The sequence below is a fragment of the Thermoanaerobacterium xylanolyticum LX-11 genome (genome assembly GCF_000189775.2).
In the GTDB taxonomy this organism is placed as follows: domain Bacteria; phylum Bacillota; class Thermoanaerobacteria; order Thermoanaerobacterales; family Thermoanaerobacteraceae; genus Thermoanaerobacterium; species Thermoanaerobacterium thermosulfurigenes.
Map to the genome: position 1 here is coordinate 820,373 of NC_015555.1, position 15,382 is coordinate 835,754.

Below are 15,382 nucleotides of genomic sequence, written 5' to 3' on the forward strand. Positions count from 1 at the left end.
ATATAATATAAATATCAATTGACGTTAAAGGAGATGCAATACATGAAAATAGGGGTAATAAGCGATACACACGGCGATTATACATCGTGGGAAAAAGCTATTAGCTATCTTCACGATGCTGATTTAATATTGCATGCAGGGGATGTCTTGTATCATGGTCCCAGAAATGATATTCCGTCTGGATATAATCCTAAGAAACTTATTTCTGCCATAAATGATTGCAAAATACCTATTTTGATATCAAAAGGAAACTGTGATGCATCTGTAGACCAAATGGTATTGAACATCCCTATTCAATCGCCTTACGTCTTTGCAGTGATTGAGAATAAAAGGTTTTTAGTACAGCACGGTGTTCAGATCAGCGAAGACGGAATACAAGATTTAATTTTCAGGTACAAGCTTGATTATTTTATTACTGGACATACTCATATTCCGGTGTTGAAGAGACATGACAACTGCATAATCGTAAATCCAGGTTCTACATCTTTAAGCAAAAGAGATGATGGAATAAATACTATAAGCATAATTGATGATGATGGCATATATATTTTAGACATAGATACAGGCAATAAGATACTTGAAATAAAAAATTAAAACCACCTAAATAGGTGGTTTTAGTCATATTTATAGGACTTTTACTATCTTTTCATATCCATTTCTCTTTAACCTTGGATAAAGCGTTTTGCTTTCATCAAAGTATCCGAGAGATATAAGCATCACTACGACCTTGTCATCAGGTATACCAAATGCTTCTTTTAACTTATCTTCCTCAAAGCCGATCATTGCATGTGAGTCAACGCCATAGTATTTTGCGGCGTACATTATGGACATGCTTAAAAGCGATGTATTTCTAACGGCAAAATTGTTCGCCTTTAAGTCTGTATTGTAAAGCATGTTTTTAGCAAAATCGATGCTACCTTGAATCTTATCATCAGGAATTCCCACATCTCTCATATACCACCAAGCAGGATTGTCTTCCTTATATGCGTTTTTATCGCCAATCATGATTAAAGTTACTGGCGCATCAAGAATTTTTGGCTGTTTCAATGCAACATCATAAAGTTTTTCCTTTGCTTCCTTTGACTTTACAGCGATTATTTCCCAAGGTTGTAAGTTGAACGCAGATGGGGCCAAAACTGCTAAGTCGATTATTTTCTTTAATGTATCTTCATCAAGTCCTTTATTTTTATCAAAGAAATTGACAGAACGCCTTTCTTCGAACACTTCTTTTAAATCTTTCATAAAATTTCCCCCTAGTTTTGAAGTTACAACTAAATTATACCACATATTTTTTGAAAAACAAAGAATTCCTATAAACATACTATGTAATATGATTAAACTAAAAAAGTTGTATAATATATGTGGACAAATTTTTGCATTGGAGGTCTTTTTATGGATTGGAATGAGATAAGAGAAAAAGCAAGGGAAAACATGAAGGGCTATTGCAGAGGATGCAAAAGATGTGATGGCATTGCATGTGCAGGTGAAGTCCCCGGCATGGGAGGCACAGGCACGGGAAATGGATTCATTGAAAACATAAAGGCATTAGACAGATGGAAAGTCAAGCTGAAGACGCTTCACGATGTCCTAAAGCCAGACATAAACACATCTTTTCTTGGCTTTGAAGTCAAGATGCCTGTTTTTGTTGCTCCAATGACAGGACTTAAGGGAAATGCAGGTGGATATTTGTCTGAGCGTGAATACGATATGATTGTCGCAGAAGCGTGTAAAAATGTAGGAACGATATTTATGTCAGGCGATGCGAATGATATGGACATGTATCCTGCAGGCATTGATGCTATAAAATCAACAGGTGTTTTAGGTATACCATTTTCTAAGCCTCGGACAGTAGATGAGATAATAGAGAAGGCGAAAATTGCCAAAGAAGCAGGTGCTATAGCGTTTGGCGTCGATGTGGATGGAGCTGGGCTTATTATGATGGTAAGAAGCGGTCAGTTTGTAGGACCAAAATCGAGAAAAGAGATCGAGACGATAACTAAAAATATTGAGCTTCCTTTAATATTAAAGGGCATCATGACGACAGAAGAGGCAGTGATTGCAGCAGAAGCAGGTGCAAAGGCAATTGTCGTTTCAAACCACGGAGGAAGAGTATTAGATTACACTATGGGAACTGCTGATGTTCTACCGGACATCGCAAAGGCTGTTGGAGACAAAATTGATGTACTGGTGGACGGCGGCGTAAGAACAGGGATCGACGTCTTAAAGATGTTGTCATTGGGAGCAAAAGCCGTCTTGATAGGAAGACCTATAATGATTGCTGCACATGGAGGAGGAAGAGAAGCCATAGAGTTTTATCTAAATAAGGTTGCTGATGAGTTGTATCAAGCCATGGTTCTCACTGGATGCAAAGACTTAAAGAACGTACCGGAAGTGTATAAAGCAAGCTGATATATTAAAAACAGAAATGAGATTTTTATATGAAAAATCCCAAAGTTGATGAGTATTTAGAAAAAGTTTTATTTTTCTCAACCAAAACAATCTAAGACGAGACAGGTAAGAATTGAAAAATACATAGTAAATTTTAAGTGGGAAGGGATTAAATGACTAAACGGCGGGTGTTTCCGCCTATTTTTTATTTAAATTTTTTAAACAAGTTATTCACTTTGATGATTTGATTTGATAAAATATCTTTATATATAGATATAGTTGAATATGTTCAAAGGGGGATATTGAAGTGAAAAACATTGTCATTTACGATTCTACATTGAGAGATGGAGCTCAATCACAGGGGATTTCCTTTACAGTATCAGACAAAATAAAGATTGTTGAGCTTTTAGACGATTTTGGTGTAGATTACATTGAAGCTGGAAATCCAGGTTCCAATCCTAAAGACATGGAGTTTTTTGATATTATAAAAAGAAAAAGTTTGAAAAATTCCAAGTTGATAGCATTTGGCAGCACCAGAAGGGCGAACACACCTGTCGAGAAAGATGCTAATGTCAGTTCGCTTCTATTGGCGGAGACAGAATATGTGGCAGTATTTGGAAAGTCATGGGACTTCCATGTTAGCGAGATATTGCGAACGACTTTAGATGAAAATCTCAATATGATATATGATACGATAAATTACTTGAAAAAGCAGGGTAAAAAAGTCGTATTTGATGCAGAACATTTTTATGATGGCTTTATAGAAAATCCTGATTACGCATTGAAAACAATTCAGGTTGCGTATGATGCAGGAGCAGACAGTATCTGCCTTTGTGATACAAAAGGTGGCATGTTTCCTACAGAGATATATGACATAACCAAAAAGGTTGTAGATAAATTTGATTGTGAGATAGGCATACATGCTCACAATGACAATGGTATGGCTGTCGCCAATTCTATAATGGCTGTAGAAGCAGGTGCAGTACAAGTCCAAGGAACGATAAACGGATATGGTGAAAGATGTGGAAATGCAAATCTGTGCACGATTTTGCCAAACTTGCAGTTTAAAAAAGGAATAAAATGCGTTGAAGACGACAAGATGAGAGAGCTTACGGTACTTTCAAGAAGAATAAGTGAAATAGCCAATGCTGCACCAGATGAAAGAGCACCGTACGTAGGGAGAAACGCATTTGCCCACAAGGCAGGTATGCATTCAGATGCTGTTTGCAAAAACACAAGGTCGTATGAAATCATCGATCCAGAGCTTGTTGGCAATGAAAGAGTGCTTCTATTGTCAGAGGTTGCTGGCAGAAGTGCTTTAATAGGCATAGTAAATGAAGTAGATCCAACCATAGACCGCGATTCTGATAAGACGAAAGAGATATTAGATAAGCTAAAAGAAATGGAATCTAAGGGATACAAGTACGAAGGTGCTGAAGGTTCGTTAAAGCTTTTGATATTGAAGACTTTGGGACTGTATAAACCTTCATTTAGGCTTATAGAATTTAAAGTTATAGTCAATGAACCATCTGTTGATGATGTAAATTCATCTGCCCTCATAAAAATAGAAGTAGACGGGCAAGAAGAAATAACCGCTGCAGAAGGCGACGGACCTGTAAACGCACTCGATAAGGCAGTCAGAAAGGCTTTAGAGAGGTTTTATCCAGAAGTCAAGGAGATGAAACTTACAGACTACAAAGTAAGAGTTTTAGACTCTAATTCTGCTACAGCAGCGAAAGTAAGGGTAATAATAGAATCATCCGATGGAAACGAAATTTGGAGCACCATTGGTGTTTCTACAGATATAATAGATGCCAGTTGGATAGCGCTTGTAGACTCAATAGAGTATAAACTTAATAAAAAATGATGAAAAGGGACTGCTGCACAAATGACTGAATAGTTCATAGTGCATCAGTCTTTTTTAATACGCAGTTTTACCTTGAGATGCCTTAGCATATGTAATAAAATAAATATGTGATTTAGTTTGTGGGAGTTGATAAATTGAAGGAGATATTTTTTGGGCCTTTTTGCAACAATATTAGAGATACGCTTATTGGAAAGTCTATGGAAGCTATAAGAAATGGGAAAAGGATTTTATACATATTGCCTTCCCGTGAGGCTATGTTTGATGTAAGAGATAAGTTTATTAAATTAAATGGTGGTATTGTTGATACGGATATATTAGTGTTTGAAGATCTATCGATGCTTTTGTGCGGTGATTTTATAAAAGATTACACGGTAATATCGACTTATGAGATAAAAGAAATTTTAAGAAATATCTTACGGAAATCTCATTACAATGGTTATTATAGAAATGTGAAAGACAAAGCAGGATTCTTAAAATCTGTTTTAAGTTTCATAAAGACAGCGAAGAGAAACATGTTAAATCCTACTGATATCAAAAAAATCGCAAATGGCTTAGAAAAAGATGTGTTAAGAGAAAAGCTGAATAATTTAGCGGAAATTTACATTGATTATGAGGAGTACAAGAATAAAAATGGATTGATTGATGTAGACGATATTTCAGTTAAAGCCTTTCAATATGCAAATAGTTCAAATTATTTCAGTAGAATAGGAATTGTCGTAATAGACGGCTTTATAAATTTAGACGGTGTAAATATGCAATTATTGAGGAAGATGGCCTTAAATGGCGATTATGATATTTACGTGAATATTCCATTTAAAAATGAGTACAATGAAATCTTCATAAAAAACGGCATCGTGAAAGATTTATTGGAGATTGGATTTAGGCTAAATGAAATGATGGAAGAAAGTATAGATGGCAGCAATGCTGAGAAAGTTTCTAAATATTTGTATTCAGGGAAAGAGATTATTAAAAGCGTAGACGGCACTCTTATGATCCTGAATAGTCCTTCCATAGAGCATGAAGTAAGAGAAGCTGCAAGGATAATAAAGAAGAAGATAGTATTTGAGAAAGTAAAACCTGAAAATATTGCTGTATTTGTGAAAAATATTGATGACTACAGAGAAAGCATAATTGATATTTTTGACGAGATGGGCATTCCTTTAAGGTTTAATGATGGCAAGAAATTAATATCAATGATGATTGCCGGTGATATTTACAGTTTGATCACATATAAGATAAATCATGATTTTAAAAGCTTTGACAGCATAATGAAATCAAAGTATCTGATGCCTAATGAAATAATTGACGTATACAATAAAGCATCAAAACTGATAGATGTATCTCATAGCAATTATGAAGAAGAATTTTTATCTGCATTAAACGACGACGAGTTTGAAAGATTAAAAAAATACATCAATATGCTTGTAGATTTCAAGGAAAAGCAGTATAAAGATACAAGTGAATTTCTGGATAGTATTTTAAATGTCATTGAGATGCTTAAAATCGATTCAAACATAATGTCGTTGTACGAATCAGGCATTATAGATGGAAGGAATTTTGTATACAGTTTAAAAGCGTTAGAAGCGATGAAACAAATTTTAAAGAATGTTATGGAATTAAAAAGGCTGTATGGTGAAACTTCTTCTGATGACATTGAGACTATTCAAGAGGACTTATTAGACATGATGGTAAACTGCGATATAATGATTAAAAATCTTGACATTGAAGGTGTTAAGGTGGTAAATCCGGATTTGGCAAGAGGTCAGAAATACGATGCAGTGTTTATCCTTGGTGCAAATGAGGGGGATTTTCCAACTACATCTTCTATCAATCCGATTTTTGATTTGCAGGATGAAGCTTATTTGGGAAATAGCCATCTCTATGTTTTTAGCCGAAACTTCGAAATAGAAAGGGAGAAAATAAGATTTAATTCCTGCATCGCTTCTTCTTTAGGTGATGTTTATATATCGTACAGAACGACAGATGAAGAAGGCAATAAAATGATTAAATCACCATTTGTATATGAGATTGAAAGTCTTTTTGATGAAATATCATTAGGAAAAATAGTTGCTTCTATTGTTTACATGAAAGATAGATTTACCTATAATCTAAATAATTTATCCAGCGAAGATGAAATAATGTATTTTTTGGCAAATTCGAAATGCGATGATGTTGACTTGAACATTTTGTCAGGCAGGGAAAACCTTACAAAAACGTACCAGCATATTAAATATTTATCATCATTAGAGAGAAAAAGAATGACAAGCAATGAAATAAATGAGTACACAGGGAAAATACATAGAGAGGAAAATTTAAAGATACTTGATGAAATTCACTTAAGCGCGTCAAGCTTAAACAGTTATGTTGCTTGTCCTTTTAGGTTTTTTGTGGAGACGCTTTTGGATATCAAAGTTTCAGATGAGTCAATTGAATTCAAGAAAAACATGGGCTCTACATACCATGAGATTTTGATGAAATATTACAGTGAAAATAAAGATCTCTACGATGTGAATGAAGAAAGGCTTAAAGATGTGATTGATAAAATCTGTGAGAATTTAGATGGAATTAAGAATGATATTATACTTGAAAAGTTTAAAAAAGAGATGTATGACACTATATTTAAGCTTATAGTAGATGATATATCAAATAGGCTTAATTATTACAAGAAGACTGGTGCTGAGCTTATTCCTTTAATGCTTGAAAAGAAATTCGAGATAGACAGTCATTACGGTGGTTACAGGTTCTACGGCAAGATAGATAGAATCGATTTAGAGCGAAGCATAGATGGTAATTTGACGGGGAAATACCTTATATACGATTATAAGTTAGGGGCAGTAGGAGGGCTAAGGCAGTGCATAGATGGTTTGGATTTTCAATTGCCTACGTATTACATGGCTGCAGAAGAAATTCTAATAAATGAGTTTGGCATCAAAAATCCATCCTGTTTAGGATTGCTGTACTACAGCGTAGAAAATATCAAAAGAAATGGGATTATGCTTGATGAATACAAGAAATATCTTTTTAAGGGAAATGCAGGCCCGAGAGATGTATTAAGCAAAAGTAGCTTTGATGTAATAATGGATTGGATCGAAAAAAAGGGAATTGAAAATGTAGGCAAAATGATGACAGGTTCTTTTAATCTGCCTGAAGAATGTCCATACGATGATTCTAATATAAGATGTCCTTATGTATCAATATGCAGGTATGATAAACGTGAAAGTAAAAGAGGTGTAAATGGTGTGTAGTGTGTTGATTGAAGAAGATCTAAGCCAAGAGCAATCACGAGCTCTTGATATAGGTAAAAACGTAGCATTAAAAGCCGGTGCTGGTTCTGGCAAGACGAGAGTATTGACTAAAAGGTACATAAAGCTTTTGAATGATGTGACTGATATCAAGATTGACAATATCGTCGCAATAACATTTACTCGGAAAGCTGCTGCTGAAATGAAAGAAAGGATAAGAAAAGAAATAGAATCACTGTGCAAATCAGATAAGGATGGCAAAAAATGGACTGTATTTAGAGATTCACTGATATTTGCCAACATCGATACTATTCACGGTTTTTGCGAGAAAATGATAAGAGATAATTTTGTCGAAACCTCAGTCGATCCTACGTTTTCTATTATGGATGAGGCGGAGGTTAGCACAGCAGTTAAAAAGATGGTGGAAATTGTGACAGGTGAAGTGATAAACGATGAAAAAAATAAATATATGTTAGCAACTGCATTAAAAAAATATCCTTCAAAGATATTTACGGGAAAAATGTTTCAATCTGAGGTAATAAGCTTATATTTCCGCATGAAAGAAGCTGGACTATCAGTTGAAGACATAAAATTGTCTTATGAAAGCGATGAATCAACAAAGGCCATGGAAAATTTGGCGCTTATAATCTTAGAGAAAATAGAGGAAAATTATAAGGCATTCAAGTCAAGCAAGAATTTGCTTGACTTTAACGACTTAGAGACGATTGCGCTAAAACTTCTTTCTAACGATATCATAAGAAACGATTATTTTGAAAGGTACAGATATATTCTCGTAGATGAGTTTCAAGATACGAATCGCCTTCAAAAAGAGATTATTTTAAAGCTTACTGAGAAAGATGGTAAGATTCCAGATGGCAAATTGTTTATTGTAGGAGATATAAAACAGTCAATATACGGTTTTAGAGGGACGGATTTTAGGATATTTGATGAGTTTTGCAGAAAAATAGAAGCAGATGGAAAAGTGCTTAATTTAAGCAATTGCTACAGAAGCACAAAAAACATCATATCAACAATCAATGACGTCTTTAAAAATTTGATAGAGCCTTACGAAGAATTGAAGTATCAAAGCTTTGCTGACGAAGGCCCTAAAGTAGAACTCATTACTTACAAAAAAGATGATATAGTTAATGAAAAGAATGAAAGATATAAAAAGATAAAACAACTTTTGAAAGACGATGACAATAAAGGAAAGCTTAATGAGTTGCTGATGGAAGACGGAGCTTTGGCTAATTCAAGAAAGGATTTTCAGGGCAAGATTATAGCAGGTAGGATTTTAAAGCTTGTAGGCGAAGGATTTGAATATAAGGATATTGCTGTACTTTTAAGAAGCAGGTCAAGTCTTAAAAGCATTGAAGGTGCACTTGCGGATTGCGGCATACCGTATTGCATCATAGGTGGGATTGGATTTTGGGATAAAAGGGAGATAATTGACATCATTTCGGTTTACAAATTGGCTTTTGACACATCGGATGAAATTGCGCTTCTTACAGCTTTAAGATCGCCTATTTTTGGATTTAGCGATGATGATTTATTTGCGTTCATGAATATATACAATGGCCAATGCATAGATGATCCGCTGGAAGCTTTAAAAAATTTTTCTCCGAAGTGCGGTGACGATAAATGGGTCATAAAAAGAGCTTGCAACATTTTGGATAAGATTTCGAAGATGAGGGGTGTATACAACCCATACGAAATATTCAAGATGATTTTAAAAATCACAGAGTATAAAAAACTTTTGATTTCATTGCCAAATGGGTATCAAAAATTCAGAAATGTTGAGAAGTTAGAGAGTATAATCAAAAGCTTTGAAGAGAAACGCATACTCGATTCAAAAGATTTGATTGAGTATTTAGATGCTTTGAAAGAGTCATCAAGTCTTGACTCTGAAGCCTTTTTGGATACTGAAGAAAGCAATGCCGTTAAGATTATGACTATTCATTCATCAAAAGGTCTGGAGTTTGATGCTGTAATAATACCTGACATGGATAAAGCTACTGATGGCATATCGGTGAGAAAGGCTCCTTTATTTATGCTAAGCGAAGAAGGTTACATTTTTTGTATAGGCGTCAATGATGATGGAGATTTGGATAAATCGGAAAACAGCTTATACAAAGAGGAATATGACAGGTATCTTGAAAAGGAAAATATGGAGAGCAGGAGACTTTTTTATGTAGCTTCTACAAGGGCAAAGAAGTTTTTAGCGTTTATAGGGCAAATGAAAGATAATATAGACGACATTGACGAAGATAGCAAGCTTAACTCATTTATGAAACAGTTGCTATTTGCTATTAAAGATGGCTGTTCTAACATAGACTACATTGATGGCACTTGTTTACAATCATATGCAAAGAACAAACTTGATTATGTAAAAGAATTAAATGAAGATGCAGATAAAATAAAGTTTGGTGGGTTGATAGATAAAATGCCTCTTAACGTTAAAGGCAACGTTTCTGTAACTGCATATATTGATTATCTGACGTGTCCTATGTTCTACTATTACAAATATATTGTATCGCTTACTGACGAGTATGTTGAATTAGATGGAAACAGTGATGATATTTACTCAGAAAGCGATGACAAAATAAGTGCTTTAGAAAGAGGGACGATTGTTCATAAAATACTTGAAACTTTAGATGATGATGACTATATTGATGTAAGTAATTTAAATGATGAAATCATCAAAAGGTATATTGACAATTACTACATGCTTAGAGATAAACATAGAAAGAAGATAAGTGGCAGATTATTAAAAAGATTGAAGGAATACAAATTTAGGGCGCCTATAGATGACAACATAAATTTAAACGGAGTAATTGATAGAATTGATATATACGAAAATGATGGAAATATTGAATCGTACATTTTTGACTATAAGACAAACAAAATAGATAGCGATGATGATTTGGAGAAAATAGCAAGACATTACACACCACAGATTCATGTTTATTCGCATGTTTTAAGGCGTTTAAAAACTATAAGTGGTTTTTCTCCAACTTTGAAAGGTGCTTTTTTGTACTTTTTAGATGTAGGCAAATACGTTGAAGTTGACATTTCTGATCTTTATATCATGGAAACATTAGAGAAAATCCTTAAGGCTACACCATTTTTATTAGGTGCTAAAGGGATTGAAGAATATGTCAGCCGAAAAAGGGAATATTGCAGTATGTGTTTATACAACAAAATTTGCAGATAGTATTGGATTTTCGTCTGTAATATGTAATAATATGGTTAAGTATTATTTAATGGGGGGTGGGTAGATGACAGACCCAAGGCTAAAAAAGCTTGCAAATCTATTGGTGAATTACTCTACAAAAGTCAAAAGAGGAGATTTTGTATTGGTTCAAGCAGGAGATATTGCTATACCATGGATAAGCGAAGTAGTTAGGGAGGCAGTTAAGGCAGGGGCCCATGTTGAGACATTGGTTGACATTCCTGATGTGTCAGAGATTATTTTAAAAAACTCTACCGATGAGCAACTTCTTATGGAAAAATATATTCAGAGAATTGCTCTTGAAAAAGCCGATGTGTGGCTTACTGCGTGGGCTAACAAAAACACAAAAGCTAATTCGAATGTAGATCCAGCTAAGCTTAAGTTGGCGACAAAAGGAGCGTCTTCATGGAGGAAAGTTTACTCTGAAAGAATGGGCAATGGTTCTTTAAGGTGGTGCGGTACACAATATCCTACACAGGCAGATGCACAAGAAGCTGAAATGAGCCTAAGTGAGTATGAGGACTTTGTCTATGGCGCAGGTTTATTAGACAGCGATGATCCTATATCATTATGGCAAAAAATACGCATGGAGCAAGATATATGGATTGATTATCTAAATAAAAAGTCAGAATTGCATATAGTATCAGAGGGAACTGACATATACGTCAATACGTCAGGTAGGAAGTGGATAAACTGCAGTGGTACAGAGAATTTTCCTGATGGAGAAATTTTTACATCACCTGTTGAAAACAAAATCAATGGTCACATCACTTTCAGCTTCCCAGGAATATACATGGGTAAAAGCATAGAAGTTATATACCTGGAAGTGGAGAATGGACTTGTCATAAAAGCTACGGCAGAAAAAGGTGAAGATTTATTGCACGCTTTGATGGACACAGATGAAGGTGCAAAACATTTTGGAGAAGTAGCCATAGGCACCAATTACGGCATACAAAAATTTACAAGGAATATGCTTTTTGATGAGAAAATAGGAGGCACAGTGCATATGGCGTTAGGTGATTCTATGCCTGAAGCAGGTGGGAAAAATCGTTCTGCTATCCATTGGGATATGCTTTGCGACATGAGGCAAGGTGGGGAAATATACGCAGACGGTGAACTTTTCTATAAAGATGGCCATTTTATTAAAAGTGTTTTGTAAGCTAAAAAAGGCGTTGGCATGAAGCCGCGCCTTTTTAATATTATACTGTAGGCTCTTGCTTATCGAGAATAAATACACCTGGTACTAAAAGCAATATTATGACAATTATCAAAACTATCCATACCCAGTAATAGTCGTCTTTTGGCTTCTTCTTGCAGTCAGTTCCAGACATTACAATACCCCCTTTTTTATATAAATGGGAACAGATACAATAACATATTATGATAAAAAAATATTTTTGTTACGGTATAAAATATTCCCTGTTTCTACAAATAATGATATAATGTTTATATCAAATGTTAAAATTTCTTGTCGTTTTTTCGATATAATGTATGGAACTTAGATATGTAAGGAGGTCAATAATGCTAAATCGATGCTTCTGTGGGGGAGACGTAAAGATAGAGATGGCAGAATATGTGTTGATGAAGGGGAAAAAGACGGTAGTTTATAAAAATGTTCCAACTTACGTTTGTCAAAAATGCGGTGCTAAATATTATGACACAGAAGTATTGGATAAATTACTGAAAAAAGAAGAAAGAAAGTCTCTTTTTGGCTTGATTAAAGCGTGATCTTTAAGGTGTAAGGGAATGAAAATAGTCGTTAATAAAGAAGATGCTTATTTGACATTGAAAGAGTTTTTACTAAATAAAGGTTTTTCTCCAACTCTAATAAGAAAGTACAAAAATCGTGGTAAGATGCTTGTAAATGGAGAAATTTCAATAGTTAACAGGATTGTCTTTGAAGGAGACACTGTGGAACTTTTGCTAGATGATGAAAACACATCAGTAAGTCCTGAAAAAATGGATTTACATATATGCTATGAGGATGAAGACATTTTGGTTGTCAATAAAGATGCTGGTATAGTTGTCCACCCTACAGCCGGGCATCCTGATGGTACACTTGTAAATGGTGTTGCTTGGTATTACGAAAAAAATAACATTAAGGCGCCAATAAGGCCTGTCAATAGGCTAGACAGAGATACATCTGGCTTAATCATTTTTGCAAAAAATCCTTTTATGCAAAATTATCTTCAAATTGTCTGCCCTATGAAAAAATTATACATTGCAATAGTCGAAGGAGATATGGATGGCAGAGGAACGATAGATTTGCCTATAAAAAGAAAACCAGGCAGCACCATTGAGCGAATGGTAGATGATGAAGGAGATACGGCAGTGACAGATTTTTATGTACTAAAAAGAAGCGAAAAGTTAAGCCTTGTAAAGTTAGAATTAAAGACAGGCAGGACGCATCAAATAAGAGTTCATTTAAGCCATATAGGACATCCCATAATTGGCGATACGTTATATGGTTCGGATACCTCTTATATAAAAAGGCAGGCACTTCACGCTTATAGACTTACATTTAGGCAGCCTTTTATTGGAAAGTGCATCTCTCTCTATTCGCCAATTCCGGATGATATGAAGGCTGTTTTAAAGAATGCCTTCTAAGTCAAAATCAGGAATAAAGCTTTCTGATGCACTTTCATCATCCTGGACAAACCCGTTTTCCAGACCTATTTCAAAGAAATATTCTATAGCTTCTTCATATTCTCTATTGCTTATCCTTTTATTTAATTCTTGGTATTTATTTGCGTTGTAATACGGTGTATATTGTCCCATAAGGCTTACATACACTTCGTTAGATAGATTATCCTTTATCCATTTCAGTATCTTTTTTGTCTCATCTAATTTCCCTGGCAATATTAAATGGCGTATAATTATTCCCTTTTTCATTATGCCGTCGTTATCAAAGACAGGGTTACCTACCTGACGATACATTTCTAAAATCGCCTTTGTAGCGTACTCAAAATAATGTGGTGCTTTAGAGTATTTTAAAGCAGATTCATCACTGTAATATTTTAGATCAGGCAAGTATATATCTATGAGCCCTTCTAAAGTCTTTAGAGATTCTACATTTTCATACGCATTTGAGTTGTAAACTATAGGTATGCTAAGTCCATTATTTCTAGCTATAATAATAGACTCTTTTATTTTTGGAACATATATTGTAGGAGACACAAGATTGATGTTGTGAGCACCTGCTTTTTCTAAATTCATAAAAATATCTGCAAGCTTTTCTGGTGAAACACTTACTCCAAAATTCCCTTGGCTGATTTTGTAGTTTTGGCAAAATACACATCTTAAATTGCAGCCTGTGAAAAATACTGTTCCAGACCCTCTGCTGCCGCTTATGCAAGGCTCTTCCCATTCATGAAGATATGCTTTTGCCACATGTATTTCACTTGACATGCCGCAAAAGCCTACTTTTGCACTGCGATCAACATTACAATTTCTTGGACATATATTGCATACTTGTGATATCATTTAAAACACCTCATAAGTATTTTAACATATTTAGTGTATAAACAAAGTATGAAAAAATTATTATGTATTTGAGCAATGTAGATGCCAATAAAAATTTAATTTTTTCTTAATCATTTTTAATGTTTATGTAATATTTGACAGTTCAATTAGATGTATAATAGTGCTAGAAATTGTGAGGGAGGATCATCACATGAAAAGATTTTTAGCTCACCTTTTAATTTTAGCTTTATTTTTAACTGGGTGTGGAATTGGTGGAAAACAGAATACTACAATTAGCTCAAATACTACAATGTCTAAGAGCTTTTCAAAGGCAAATGAATCTGATATTATGTGGAAATGGTCTTTTAAAAACAATCATAAAACATTAGAGAATCTACAGATTTTCAAGTCAACAGATAGAGGTAATTCATGGACTGAAATAAATTTACCTATAAACGTTTTTCCAAAAGATGCATATAGTGACGTTTATGTAGAAAATGTTGTCCCATATTTTTTGGACTCTAATAATGGTTGGATTTCATGGATAAATAATAGTGATACTACATTGTATGTGATTAAGACAACAGACGGAGGCAAAACGTGGAACAAACTAAGTTATAAACTGCCGCAGTTATCACAAAGCATTTCGAAAATCCAATTTGTAACGCAAAATACAGGATGGCTTTTGGTTGTATCTGATAGCGCAGTGGAACAGCAAATTAAGTATTTACTCAAAACAAATGATGGAGGTAAGACATGGCAAAAAGTCAATGTTACTTCATCAGATCCTTATTCTGGTTTACCAATTGTAGGAACATCAACTGATATGATATTTTATGGTACAGATAATGGATGGATAGGTGTATCAAATCCGATATCAGCAGATGTAATCTTGTATAAAACAGTTGATGGCGGCAATACGTGGAGTAAAGTTTCAGTTCCTACACCACAAGGCTATGAAAAGTATTGTATCTTGTCGGCTTCAGTACCTATATTTAAAGATGATAAAAATGGAACATTAAATATCGATTTTTATAGAACAAATGATGGCAAATCTGAAAATCATACTGTGACTTATGTGACAAATGATGGTGGGAACACTTGGTCAACAAATATATACGCGTATGATGAAAATAAGCATATATTTGTAAATTAAAACCTGAAAATATAAATGATTTAGAAAAAATCTAT

General features: G+C 34.4%; 12 protein-coding genes. 9 read left to right on the forward strand and 3 right to left on the reverse strand.

Features of this window, described 5'->3' with window-relative positions; all coding sequences use genetic code 11:
* Nucleotides 1–42: 42 nt before the first annotated feature.
* Nucleotides 43–594, forward strand: coding sequence for a phosphodiesterase (gene yfcE / locus THEXY_RS04010; protein ID WP_013787562.1), 552 nt, complete (start codon nucleotides 43–45; stop codon nucleotides 592–594).
* Nucleotides 595–624: 30 nt separating this feature from the next.
* Here the strand turns inward: yfcE and THEXY_RS04015 are convergent, their stop codons facing one another.
* Nucleotides 625–1,242: a nitroreductase family protein gene (locus tag THEXY_RS04015; RefSeq protein ID WP_013787563.1), complete on the reverse strand. Its 618-nt coding sequence runs from the start codon at nucleotides 1,240–1,242 to the stop codon at nucleotides 625–627.
* 150 nt (nucleotides 1,243–1,392) lie between these two features.
* Between THEXY_RS04015 and THEXY_RS04020 the strand changes: the two genes are divergently transcribed.
* The 5 genes from THEXY_RS04020 (at nucleotide 1,393) to THEXY_RS04040 (ending at nucleotide 11,888) form a co-directional block, all read left to right on the forward strand.
* A complete protein-coding gene (locus THEXY_RS04020) occupies nucleotides 1,393–2,409 on the forward strand; it encodes an alpha-hydroxy-acid oxidizing protein (RefSeq protein ID WP_013787564.1) in 1,017 nt (338 codons plus the stop codon).
* 286 nt (nucleotides 2,410–2,695) lie between these two features.
* Nucleotides 2,696–4,255, forward strand: coding sequence for a citramalate synthase (cimA, locus tag THEXY_RS04025; protein ID WP_013787565.1), 1,560 nt, complete (start codon nucleotides 2,696–2,698; stop codon nucleotides 4,253–4,255).
* A 134-nt stretch (nucleotides 4,256–4,389) separates the two neighbouring features.
* Nucleotides 4,390–7,500, forward strand: coding sequence for a PD-(D/E)XK nuclease family protein (locus THEXY_RS04030; RefSeq protein ID WP_013787566.1), 3,111 nt, complete (start codon nucleotides 4,390–4,392; stop codon nucleotides 7,498–7,500).
* Nucleotides 7,490–10,711, forward strand: a complete 3,222-nt coding sequence (locus THEXY_RS04035; protein ID WP_013787567.1) for a UvrD-helicase domain-containing protein — start codon at nucleotides 7,490–7,492, stop codon at nucleotides 10,709–10,711. The genes THEXY_RS04030 and THEXY_RS04035 overlap by 11 nt, the downstream gene beginning before the upstream one ends.
* Nucleotides 10,712–10,775: 64 nt before the next feature.
* On the forward strand, nucleotides 10,776–11,888 hold the full coding sequence (locus tag THEXY_RS04040) for an aminopeptidase (protein WP_013787568.1): 1,113 nt from the start codon (nucleotides 10,776–10,778) through the stop codon (nucleotides 11,886–11,888).
* Nucleotides 11,889–11,928: 40 nt separating this feature from the next.
* Here the strand turns inward: THEXY_RS04040 and THEXY_RS12895 are convergent, their stop codons facing one another.
* The gene (locus THEXY_RS12895) at nucleotides 11,929–12,060 is read right to left on the reverse strand and encodes a hypothetical protein (protein ID WP_013787569.1); all 132 of its coding nucleotides are present in this window, start codon (nucleotides 12,058–12,060) and stop codon (nucleotides 11,929–11,931) included.
* Nucleotides 12,061–12,250: 190 nt separating this feature from the next.
* On the opposite strand from THEXY_RS12895, the gene THEXY_RS04045 reads away from it, so the two are divergent.
* Nucleotides 12,251–12,457, forward strand: coding sequence for a YgiT-type zinc finger protein (locus THEXY_RS04045; protein WP_013787570.1), 207 nt, complete (start codon nucleotides 12,251–12,253; stop codon nucleotides 12,455–12,457).
* An 18-nt stretch (nucleotides 12,458–12,475) separates the two neighbouring features.
* Nucleotides 12,476–13,336, forward strand: coding sequence for an RluA family pseudouridine synthase (locus THEXY_RS04050; protein ID WP_013787571.1), 861 nt, complete (start codon nucleotides 12,476–12,478; stop codon nucleotides 13,334–13,336).
* Here the strand turns inward: THEXY_RS04050 and THEXY_RS04055 are convergent.
* Nucleotides 13,319–14,212, reverse strand: a complete 894-nt coding sequence (locus THEXY_RS04055) for a radical SAM protein (RefSeq protein ID WP_013787572.1) — start codon at nucleotides 14,210–14,212, stop codon at nucleotides 13,319–13,321. The genes THEXY_RS04050 and THEXY_RS04055 overlap by 18 nt on opposite strands.
* A 190-nt stretch (nucleotides 14,213–14,402) precedes the next feature.
* Here THEXY_RS04055 and THEXY_RS04060 point away from each other — a divergent pair, with 190 nt between their 5' ends.
* Nucleotides 14,403–15,347 (forward strand): YCF48-related protein, encoded by a 945-nt coding sequence (locus THEXY_RS04060; protein WP_013787573.1) that lies wholly within the window; start codon nucleotides 14,403–14,405, stop codon nucleotides 15,345–15,347.
* Nucleotides 15,348–15,382: the final 35 nt, after the last annotated feature.